Here is an 8,595-nt window from a genome sequence, read left to right on the forward strand (position 1 = left end):
TGGGCGGCGAACTTCTCCGCCCCTTCGGCCACCAGGTACACATGCGGGCTCTCGTCCAGCACCTTGCGGGCGGCATGGATGGGATTGCGGATGCGCTCCACGCAGGCGACGCCGCCGGCGCGCAGGGTGAAGCCGTCCATCATCATGGCGTCGAGCTGGACGTGGCCTTCGCTGGTGAGGAACGAGCCGCGGCCGGCGTCGAAGGTTTCGTCGTCCTCCATGACGGCGATGGCGGCCTCGATGGCATCGAGCGCCGACCCGCCGCGCGCCAGCACCGCCCAGCCGGTAGCGCGCGCATGCCGCACGCCGTTCAGGTGCAGTTCCACCATGTCGTCGGGGATGTTCCAGGCGCCGCCGTGGACGAGAAGGACGGGATCAGGCAAACGGGCTCCTCAGCAAAACCTGTGATGATAGCAGACGCCACACAAGCCGGTGACCCGCATCACTGCGGCCCGGCCTGCGGCGGGCATCCACTAGAGCCGTCATCATTCGCCTGTGTTGTAAACCGGAGGTTACGTTCTTATGGCTACCGCAACCAAGGTCGCTGACCTGGCAGGACCGGGCATCGGCACCTATGAAGAAGTCGAACGCATCCTGCCCACCGACTACCGCTCACTGCTCACCCCCAAGGAGACGCAGAAGGCCATCTTCGCGGTCAAGAACTACATCGAGGAGAACCTCTGCCGGGAACTGAACCTGATGATGGTGACGGTGCCGCTGATCGTGGACGTCGAGAGCGGCGTCAACGACATGCTGGACCGCGACGGCTCGCGCACCCCCATCCAGTTCCACATCTCCAACGACTACGACAAGCATCCCATCGACGCCCAAGTGGTGCAGGCCGCGACCAAGTGGAAACGGGTCGCGCTCAAGCAGTTCGGCATGCAGGTGGGCGAGGGCCTGTGCACCGACATGCGCGCCGTGCGCAAGGACTACTTCCTCGACCACGATCACTCCTGCTACGTCGATCAATGGGACTGGGAGCGGGTGATCACCGCCGAGCAGCGCAACCTTGCTTTCCTGAAGGACGTCGTGCGCAAGATCTGGAAAGTGCTGAAGGGGGCCGAAACCTTCGCCCACGGGCTGTTCCCGCAGCTCAAGACCGGCAAGTATCCCAGCCTGCCGGACGAGCTCACCTTCCTGCACGCGGAAGAGATCCTGGAGATGTATCCCGACCTGCCGCGCAAGCAGCGCGAGACCCAGGTGCTGCAGAAGTACCCGGCGATCTTCATCATCGGGATCGGCTGGACGCTGAAGGACGGCTACCCGCACGAGATGCGGGCCGCCGATTACGACGACTGGGTCACCGAGACCCGGTCGGAGGATGGCCGGCCCATGCACGGGCTGAACGGCGACATCCTGGTCTGGAACCCGGTCACCAAGCGGCGGCACGAGCTGACCTCGATGGGTATCCGGGTGAACCCCGAGACCCTGCGCAAGCAGCTCGCGCTCACCAACCAGACCGACATGCTGAAGTTCCCCTACCACCAGGCCATCACCAAGATGGAGATCCCGCTCTCCATCGGCGGCGGCATCGGGCAGGCGCGCACCCTCATGCTGCTGCTGCGCAAGGCGCATCTGGGCGAGGTCACAGTCACCGTCTGGCCGAAGGTCCTTAAGGAGATGTGCGCCAAGCGGAACATCTTCGTGCTGGAGTAGGCGCGGCACTCGCAGGTGGTGCAGATGAGGGTCGCTCCGGGGTGCGACGCTACGCATCCCAGAGCGACCTGAGTCCCAAGGACTGGATGGGAAAGCCCGGTACCACGACGTAATGTGAAGGCTTGGCACCATTGAGTCCGAAGGACGCAATGTGAAAGCCCGGCACGTAAGTGCCGGGGGGCCCGGCAAAGAGACCCGAGTCCCGCAGGGACGGCACCGTGAGCCACAAATATCCGAACGTCCTCATCCATTACGTCTTCAGCACCAAAGGACGCCGTGATCTCATCCCCGTGGAACTCCAGCCGAAGCTCTGGAGATATTTTGTCGGGATCGGCAAGAACAAGGGATTTCCGGTGCTCGCGGCTGGGGGTACCGCCAACCATGCTCACGTGCTGGTTGCGCTCCCTTCCGACATGGCGGTGGCAAAGGCGATCCAGTTGCTGAAAGGAAACTCCTCCCGCTGGATCGGCGAGCACGGGATTGATTTCGCCTGGCAGGAAGGCTACGGCGCATTCAGCGTCAGCGCCTCGAACGTGGAGGCGGTGAAGGAGTATCTCGAGCATCAGCCGGAGCACCACACGAAGCGCAACTACGAGGAAGAGTTTCTGGCGCTCTTGCGCAAGTCCGGTGTCGCGTTCGATCCAGCGGAGGTGTTTGGTTAACGGTGCCGTCCCTGCGGGACTCGGCCCCTGTTTGGCCCACCTACCCGGCACTTACGTGCCGGGCTCTCACATGCCGCGCCAAGGCGCTGGTCTGGTGAAGCTGCAAGGGCTGTCGCGCCCAGCCAAAAGCGCTGGATGACCGACGCGAGGAGGAACGTCGCACGCGCAGAACTTGTTGTGCGGCAATCTTGGGCAAACGGGACTTCCGCCGAAACGGGCTTGGCTATTGCTGGCTCAGGGCGGGGTCAGGCGTGGGCAAGGTGGTCTGGGCCTGCTTGAGGAGCTGGGACTGGCGATAGGTGTAGCTGATGCGGTGGATGACGGTGAAGGTGGAGATCACGGCGATCACCCACAGCACCGGCGCCATACGGTTGAACAGCGCCCCGATCAGCACCAGCACGATGCGCTCCGGGCGCTCCATGAACCCCACCTTGCAGCTCCCGATCAGCGTTTCGGCGCGGGCCCGGGCGTAGCTGACCATGACCGAGCTGGTCATCACGAAGGCCACCAGCACCACATAGAAAAAGCGGTTGGCGCGGGCGTAGTACACCAGCAGTCCGAAGAACAGGGCCACGTCACTGTAGCGGTCGATGACGGAATCGAAAAAGCCGCCGAAGGCGGTCACCTGTCCGGTGGCGCGGGCGACCCGCCCGTCCACCATGTCGAAGATGCCGGCGGCGATGATCACCAGGCCGGCATAGAAGAAAAGGCGCTGGGTGTTCTCGCCGGTGGCGTAGCCGAACAGCACCGCGGCGATGATGTTGATGACCAGGCCGATGAAGGTGAGGTAATTGGGATTGATGCGGGTGAGGGCGAGGCCGTGCACGATGCCGTAGAGCAGCACGCGGCAGGCCCGTCCGAATGATCCCGTCCAGCTCATCAAGCCTCGTCGTGGATGGTGCTCAGTTTCAGGACCTCGAGTTCGCGCTTCCCGTTGGGCGTGACCACTACCGTGGTATCGCCTTCTTTCTTCCCCAGCAGCGCCCGCCCGATGGGCGAGGTGGTGGAGATGAGTCCTTTGGTGACGTCGGATTCCTCGCTGGTCACCAGTTTGTACTCGATCTTCTCGTCCTTGGCGGCGTCGTAGACCGTGACCGTGGAACCGAAGGCGACCTTGTCCTTGGGGATGTTGGCCAGGTTCACCAGGGACAGGTCGGCCATGCGCTTCTTGAGCTGGCCCAGGCGGGCGCGCACGAATTCCTGACGCTGCTTGGCCATGTGGTACTCGGCGTTCTCGCTGAGGTCCCCCATGGCGATGGCTTTCTTCAGCTCTTTGGGGAGCTCGTGGTTGAGCTCGTGCTCCAGCGTCTGGATCTCGTCTTCCAGCTTCCTCTTGATGTGCTCCGGCATACAACCTAGCCCGCCCGGTCCCAGTGGGGTCGCTTCCCGGCCCGACAGGCGGTAACAGGGAATATACGGGGGCCTCGGCCCACGAACGGTATCAGGGGATTATAGCGCCCGGGAGGCCAAACTGGGCCGTGGTCGCCTCCGCGCTGTGCAAAAATCGGCTAAATCTCAGGCGGACAGCGAGTTGGGTCGTGCCACGAAGTTGACGGGGAGGGCCGCCTATCCTATAATGAGGCGTGTACTTCACGTTTCCCCGTATTCCCCCTCTTTACGGGTGCCCCGCATGAACGGCGATCCGAATTTCCGCGTAGGTGACAAAGTCGTTTACCCCAACCACGGCGTAGGAGTTATCGAACAGATCAGCAGCCGGACTGTCGGCGCGACGGTCGAGCGATACTACATGCTGAACATCAAGTCCAGCAGCCTGAAGGTGATGGTGCCGTTCCACAACGTGGCCAGCGTCGGCCTGCGGCGCGTGGTCAGGAACGGCGACGTGCAGAAGATCCTCGATCACCTGACCACCGGTAAGTGCGACAACCATAACGACTGGAAATACCGCTTCAAGGAAAACTCGGAGAAGATGCGCACCGGCTGCTTGATGGATGTGGCGGAGGTGCTGAAGAGCCTGCTGCTGCTCAACCAGTCCAAGCCGCTCTCCTTCCGCGAAAAGAAGATGCTGGAGCGCGCCCGCTACCTGCTGGTCAGCGAACTGGCCCTGGCCCGCAACGTGGATGAGCCTGAAGCCGAGGAATTCCTCGGCAAGGCCCTGGCTAAGTGCAAACTGAAGTTCCCGGAAGTCACGGCCGAAGCGTAGCTTCGGGAACTGCCATAATCGCCGGAATTGCCATAACTGCCATGATCTTGAATCTTGGCATTGATGGCAATTTTGGCGTTTAGGGCATTTTCCTAGCCGCTCTCGATTCCAGAAAGCTTTGCAGGATGAGCACCGCGGCCATTCGGTCGACCGCCTTGGCCCTCTTTTCGATGCTCAAGTCCGCTTCCCGCAGCAGCCGGTTGGCCTGGGCCGAGGTCAGGCGTTCGTCCCAGAGATGCACGGGCAGCTGGAAGCGGCGGCGCAGCTCCTCGGCGAAAGCCGCCATCTTCTCCGCTTGGGTCCCCTCCGCGCCGCTCATGCGTAGAGGCAATCCGACCACCAGTTCCCGGACCTGGTAGCGGCGGATGACCGCCTCCAGTCCTTCCAGATCGGTGCGCTTGTTCTTGCGCTGGAGGGTCTCGAGCCCCTGGGCGGTGATGCCCAGGGGGTCGGAGACAGCCAGGCCGATCCTTCGCGAACCCACGTCGAGGGCCAGGATGCGCCCGGGCAGCTCCTCTGGCATCTGGAAAGTATAGTCCGCCCCTCCCCGAGTTCTTGTACGATAGCCCACACCCCTATGCCGGACGAATACGAGCGATCACGGCACGAGCTCCTCGAGCCCCCGGCGCGCAACCCGGTGGCGGTGGAGCAGACGCCGCTGGAGCGCGACGACGTGCAGCGGACGGCGCTGGTCATCCTGTCGGTGGCCGCCGTCCTGACCATCTGCTACTTCGCCAAGCTGTTGCTGATCACCATCTTCGTCTCCGTGCTGCTGACCTTCGTGCTGACCCCGGTCGTCGAGTTCTTCGAGCGCTTCCGCATTCCCCATGCGGTGGGGGCGCTGGTCGCGGTGCTGCTGGTCCTGGCGGCGCTATACGGCCTCACCTACCTGTCCTACCACAAGGCAGTGGACTTCGTGCACGAGCTGCCCAAGTACTCGGACAAGATCCGCAGCAACGTGATGAGGTTCCAGGAGCGCGCCCACGAGATCCAGAGGACGACACAAGCGGTCTTGCCGGACACCCCGGAGGAAAAGGCCAGCGTCAGGGTGACGCAGCAGACCAGCTGGGCGGAAACCCTGACCCGTGGCGCAGGGGCGGTCTGGGAGGCGCTGCTCACGGTCTCGTTCATCCCCTTCCTGACCTATTTCATGCTCACCTGGCAGGAGCACACGCGCGCCGCCACCGTCATGCTGTTCAAGATGGAGCACCGCAACACCGCCTACGTGACCCTGGGACGCATCTCCAAGATGATCCGCAGCTTCATCCTGGGGAACCTGGTGATCGGGCTCTTCATGTCGGTGGTGAGCCTGGTGGTGTTCGCGGTCATTGGCTTGCCATACTTCTACTTTCTGGGCGTGATCAGCGGCTTCCTCAGCCTGGTGCCCTACCTGGGCGTACCGCTGGCGATGGTGCCGCCGCTGGTCGCCGGCTTGGGACAGTTGAGCGGGGCGAAAATCGCCGCCATCATGGGGACGGTGCTGGCGCTCCATCTGTTCGCCATCAACGTGCTCTACCCCAAGCTGATCGGGCGGCGGCTGCAGCTGAATCCGCTGGTGGTCACCATCTCGCTGCTCATCTGGGGATGGATCTGGGGCGCCATGGGACTGATCCTGGCCGTTCCCCTCACCGCCGCGCTCAAGATCATTCTTGACCACGTGGAGAGCATGCGGCCCTACGGGACGTGGCTGGGAGAATAGTCGGCAGTCGCCAGCAAACCCCCTCCCGAACCAGGGTTCGTGCCCGGATGTGAACCTTCGGAACCGGAGACGCCGGCATCGCATCCATTAGACTGATCGCTTGCGGTTCCTGCTCAAACTCCTCCTGCTGATGGTGCTGACGGCCGGGTTGTGGCTGGCCTACGGGCTGCTGCTGCCGGTGGGCCCGACCGGGGAGAAGTTCGTGATGCTGCGTCCCGGCTCGAGCGCGCGCGCCATCGCCTACAAACTCCGCGACCAGGGTGTGATCCGCAACGCCTCCGCCTTCCTGCTCCTGCATGCCGTCCGATCGCGTTCGCTCAAGGCCGGCGAGTACCGCTTCGACCATCCCGCCAACGCGCTCGAGGTCTATGACCGGGTCGCGCGCGGCGACATCTACGTGCACACGGTGGTGATTCCCGAAGGCTACAACATCTTCGACGTCGCCAATGCCATCGAACTGGCGGGGCTGGCAAGCAAGAAGGATTTCCTGAACGTGGTCCAGGACCCTTCGCTGATCCGCGACCTCGATCCCCAGGCGCCCTCGCTCGAGGGATTCCTGTTTCCCGACACTTACGAGTTCACCCGCACCCAGTCGGCACGTGACATGGCCGCCGCCATGACCCATCGCTTCCGCCAGGAGGCGAAGGCCATCGGCCTGACCGCCGACATGCATCGCGTGGTCACGCTGGCCTCGATCGTGGAGAAGGAGACGGCGGTAGCGGAGGAGCGGCCGCTGGTGGCCGGCGTGTACCTCAACCGCATCCAGCGGCGCATCGGCCTGGACGCGGACCCCAGCGTGATCTATGCCTCGCTGCTGGCCGGCCGCTACACCGGAGTGATCCGCGTCTCCGACCTGCAATACGACTCGCCGTACAACACCTACAAGTACGCCGGTCTGCCGCCGGGACCGATCGCAAATCCCGGGCGGACGGCTCTCCAGGCAGCCATGCATCCGGCCGCGACCGGCTACCTCTATTTCGTCAGCGACAACCAGGGCCGCCATCGCTTCGCCAATTCGCTGGAAGAACACTCAAAGAATGTGGCGGCGTACCGCCGGGGCCAGGGTGGGCGCTGACTCGACAAGCAGAAACTGACGGATGCTGACCGCCCTCGGTATACTTCTTGTTTGCCCATGGTGCGCCCCTCAGGACCGACCCGAGCAAGGCTGATATTGGCACTGGCGGCCATGCTGCCGCTGACCGGCTGCCTGTTCCGCTCCCACCGGGTGGCCCGGGAGGCGTCGCCGTCCATGGCGCAGGAGGCTTCGCAAGCCGACCTCATCGAGAAGGTCAATCGCTCCGCACAGGCCATCCAGTCGCTGAATGCTACGGTGGACATCGACACCGACGTGGGCGGGGCCAAGAAGGGCAAGGTCACCGAATACCAACAGATCCGCGGCTACGTGCTGGTGCGCAAGCCGGCCATGCTGCGCATGATCGGGCTGTTCCCCCTCTTGCGCAACCGGGCCTTCGACATGGCCAGCGATGGCCAGATCTTCCGGCTCTCCGTGCCCGTCAAGAACAAGTTCTACGTGGGACGCAATGATGTGGTCCACCCGTCGAACCAGCCGCTGGAGAGCCTGCGCCCGCAGCACATCCTGGAAGCGCTCCTGGTACGGCCCATCGACCCGCAAAACGAAGTGGCGGTCGTGGAATCGACCAGCGAGGCCGCCCAGGACCCGAAAACCCACAAGTCCGTGCAACTGCCCGATTACACCCTGGTGGTGGTGGCACGGGGGGAGCATGGCTGGTATCTCTCGCGCAAGATCGTGTTCAGCCGGGTGGACCTGAGACCGTACCGCCAGATCGTGTACGACAAGGCGGGGAATGTGGCCACGGACGCCCGTTACGAGAAGTACCAAGAATACGAAAGCGCGATGTTCCCCTCGCAGATCTTCATCAACCGCCCGCTGGAGGAATACGCGATCACGTTGACGGTGCTGAAACTGAAGCTGAACGAGCCGCTCAACGACGATCAGTTCGAATTGCCGCAGCCTCCCGGAGCGCAACTCGTCCGCCTGGATGCGCCGCCGCAGCAACAGAGTGCGGCCGACGGCACTGCGAAGAATCCCGAGAAGACACAGCCGCAGTAATGGGAACGCGGATGCCTGGAAGCAGATGGGAGTTGACGGCCGCAGCCTGCCCCCTGCATCCTGCAAGCTGACATGAACAAGATGGTTCTGGCCAACCTGGTGCATCGCCCGTTGCGGTCGATCATCTCCATCGTCGCCATCGCGGTGGAGGTCACGCTCATCCTGCTGATGGTGGGACTGGCGCTGGGCCTGCTCGACGATGCCAAGGAGAGGCAGCGCGGTATCGGCGCCGACGTGATGGTGCAGCCCCCGGGCTCGTCGTTCCTCAGCGGCATCACTGGCGCGCCGGTCTCGACCAAGGTCGCCGGAGTCCTGCAAAAGA

General features: G+C 63.5%; 11 protein-coding genes. 7 read left to right on the forward strand and 4 right to left on the reverse strand.

Annotated features, from left to right (window positions below; genetic code table 11):
* On the reverse strand, positions 1 to 383 hold a 383-nt coding region (locus tag VMS96_06905; GenBank protein ID HVP43144.1), incomplete at its 3' end, for an isoaspartyl peptidase/L-asparaginase.
* A gap of 139 nt (positions 384 to 522) precedes the next feature.
* Between VMS96_06905 and asnA the strand changes: the two genes are divergently transcribed.
* A complete protein-coding gene (gene asnA / locus VMS96_06910; protein HVP43145.1) occupies positions 523 to 1,659 on the forward strand; it encodes an aspartate--ammonia ligase in 1,137 nt (378 codons plus the stop codon).
* A 218-nt stretch (positions 1,660 to 1,877) separates the two neighbouring features.
* On the forward strand, positions 1,878 to 2,321 hold the full coding sequence (tnpA, locus tag VMS96_06915; GenBank protein HVP43146.1) for an IS200/IS605 family transposase: 444 nt from the start codon (positions 1,878 to 1,880) through the stop codon (positions 2,319 to 2,321).
* A 223-nt stretch (positions 2,322 to 2,544) separates the two neighbouring features.
* Here tnpA and VMS96_06920 read toward each other — a convergent pair whose 3' ends face one another.
* On the reverse strand, positions 2,545 to 3,201 hold the full coding sequence (locus tag VMS96_06920) for a CDP-alcohol phosphatidyltransferase family protein (GenBank protein HVP43147.1): 657 nt from the start codon (positions 3,199 to 3,201) through the stop codon (positions 2,545 to 2,547).
* On the reverse strand, positions 3,201 to 3,671 hold the full coding sequence (gene greA, locus VMS96_06925; GenBank protein HVP43148.1) for a transcription elongation factor GreA: 471 nt from the start codon (positions 3,669 to 3,671) through the stop codon (positions 3,201 to 3,203). Before greA ends, VMS96_06920 begins: the two co-directional genes overlap by 1 nt.
* A 280-nt stretch (positions 3,672 to 3,951) precedes the next feature.
* On the opposite strand from greA, the gene VMS96_06930 reads away from it, so the two are divergent.
* Positions 3,952 to 4,482: a CarD family transcriptional regulator gene (locus tag VMS96_06930; GenBank protein ID HVP43149.1), complete on the forward strand. Its 531-nt coding sequence runs from the start codon at positions 3,952 to 3,954 to the stop codon at positions 4,480 to 4,482.
* 79 nt (positions 4,483 to 4,561) lie between these two features.
* On the opposite strand, the gene ruvX is transcribed toward VMS96_06930, so the two are convergent.
* Positions 4,562 to 5,005 carry a Holliday junction resolvase RuvX gene (gene ruvX, locus VMS96_06935; GenBank protein ID HVP43150.1) on the reverse strand — a complete coding sequence of 148 codons (444 nt, stop codon included), beginning with the start codon at positions 5,003 to 5,005 and terminating at the stop codon, positions 4,562 to 4,564.
* Positions 5,006 to 5,059: 54 nt separating this feature from the next.
* On the opposite strand from ruvX, the gene VMS96_06940 reads away from it, so the two are divergent.
* The 4 genes from VMS96_06940 to VMS96_06955 form a co-directional block, all read left to right on the forward strand.
* Complete coding sequence (locus tag VMS96_06940; GenBank protein HVP43151.1) at positions 5,060 to 6,181, forward strand: AI-2E family transporter; 1,122 nt, start codon at positions 5,060 to 5,062, stop codon at positions 6,179 to 6,181.
* Between the two features lie 100 nt (positions 6,182 to 6,281).
* On the forward strand, positions 6,282 to 7,256 hold the full coding sequence (gene mltG / locus VMS96_06945) for an endolytic transglycosylase MltG (protein ID HVP43152.1): 975 nt from the start codon (positions 6,282 to 6,284) through the stop codon (positions 7,254 to 7,256).
* A 96-nt stretch (positions 7,257 to 7,352) separates the two neighbouring features.
* Positions 7,353 to 8,273, forward strand: coding sequence for a DUF4292 domain-containing protein (locus tag VMS96_06950; protein ID HVP43153.1), 921 nt, complete (start codon positions 7,353 to 7,355; stop codon positions 8,271 to 8,273).
* A gap of 72 nt (positions 8,274 to 8,345) precedes the next feature.
* A partial coding sequence (locus tag VMS96_06955) for a hypothetical protein (protein HVP43154.1) occupies positions 8,346 to 8,595 on the forward strand: 250 nt, incomplete at its 3' end.

This window comes from Terriglobales bacterium (assembly GCA_035543055.1).
GTDB lineage: Bacteria > Acidobacteriota > Terriglobia > Terriglobales > Acidobacteriaceae > JAIQFD01.